The organism is Enterobacter cloacae complex sp. GF14B, from assembly GCF_004136805.1.
In the GTDB taxonomy this organism is placed as follows: Bacteria; Pseudomonadota; Gammaproteobacteria; order Enterobacterales; family Enterobacteriaceae; genus Enterobacter; species Enterobacter hormaechei_C.
The window spans coordinates 1-1,370 of the sequence record NZ_QFRV01000270.1 but is presented as its reverse complement, the minus strand read 5'-3'; the positions used below and the strand labels follow the sequence as shown (position 1 = coordinate 1,370).

Below are 1,370 nucleotides of genomic sequence, written 5' to 3'. Positions count from 1 at the left end.
CGGCTTAGCGTGCTTTATTTAATGAGATGGTCACTCCCTCCTTCCCGGTACTATGCTGAGGACAGGCTTTCATTCGGAGAACTATCATGGAAAACATTGCGCTCATTGGTATCGATCTGGGTAAAAACTCTTTCCATATTCATTGCCAGGATCGTCGCGGGAAGGCTGTTTACCGTAAAAAATTTACCCGGCCAAAGTTGATCGAATTTTTGGCGACATGCCCCGCTACAACCATCGCAATGGAAGCCTGTGGCGGTTCTCACTTTATGGCACGCAAGTTGGAAGAGTTGGGGCATTCCCCAAAGCTGATATCACCACAATTTGTCCGCCCGTTCGTTAAAAGCAATAAAAACGACTTTGTCGACGCCGAAGCTATTTGTGAAGCTGCATCGCGTCCGTCTATGCGTTTTGTGCAGCCCAGAACGGAATCTCAGCAGGCAATGCGGGCTCTGCATCGTGTCCGTGAATCCCTGGTTCAGGATAAGGTAAAAACAACCAATCAAATGCATGCTTTTCTGCTGGAATTTGGCATTAGCGTTCCCCGAGGAGCTGCCGTTATTAGCCGACTGAGTACCATTCTTGAGGATAATAGTTTGCCTCTTTACCTCAGCCAGTTATTGCTGAAATTACAACAGCATTATCACTATCTTGTTGAGCAGATTAAAGATTTGGAATCCCAGTTGAAACGAAAGTTGGACGAAGATGAGGTTGGACAGCGCTTGCTGAGCATTCCCTGCGTCGGAACACTGACAGCGAGTACTATTTCAACTGAGATTGGCGACGGGAAGCAGTACGCCAGCAGCCGTGACTTTGCGGCGGCAACAGGGCTTGTACCTCGGCAGTACAGCACGGGAGGTAGGACGACATTGCTGGGAATTAGTAAGCGAGGTAATAAAAAGATCCGAACTTTGTTGGTTCAATGTGCCAGGGTATTCATACAAAAACTGGAACACCAGTCTGGCAAATTGGCCGATTGGGTCAGGGATTTACTGTGCCGGAAAAGCAACTTTGTCGTCACTTGTGCTCTGGCAAACAAGCTGGCCAGAATAGCCTGGGCCCTAACGGCACGACAGCAAACTTATGTAGCATAACGGCAGAAATACACCGGTTTAAAGAATTACTGATCTGGTTTTGCGAATACTGATATTGATGATACTAACGGCCCACCGGCCTGTTGAGGAACCTGTAAAACGGAAAGGCTCATTGAAGCCGTATATTTTCTGGAGGTTCATCAGGCGCGGAACTCATCAAGGCGCGGGAATAAAATCCCATTCAGACGCCGGATAGATTCAAGCAAGCCAACTTGTCGTCAAAATCGGTGTTGCAAAAACGGGAGTGACCATAGATTCCGTTTTCTGAGACGACCCCTG

Annotated in this window: 1 protein-coding gene; it reads left to right on the top strand. The window is 48.0% G+C overall.

What is annotated here, in order from left to right; translation table 11 throughout:
* Positions 1-86: 86 nt before the first annotated feature.
* Positions 87-1,091 (top strand): IS110-like element IS4321 family transposase, encoded by a 1,005-nt coding sequence (locus tag DD606_RS25200; protein ID WP_000427623.1) that lies wholly within the window; start codon positions 87-89, stop codon positions 1,089-1,091.
* Positions 1,092-1,370: the final 279 nt, after the last annotated feature.

Coding starts and splice junctions, on each gene's coding strand:
- DD606_RS25200 (WP_000427623.1), top strand. CDS start 87: ATGGAAAACATTGCGCTCATTGGTATCGATCTGGGTAAAAACTCTTTC.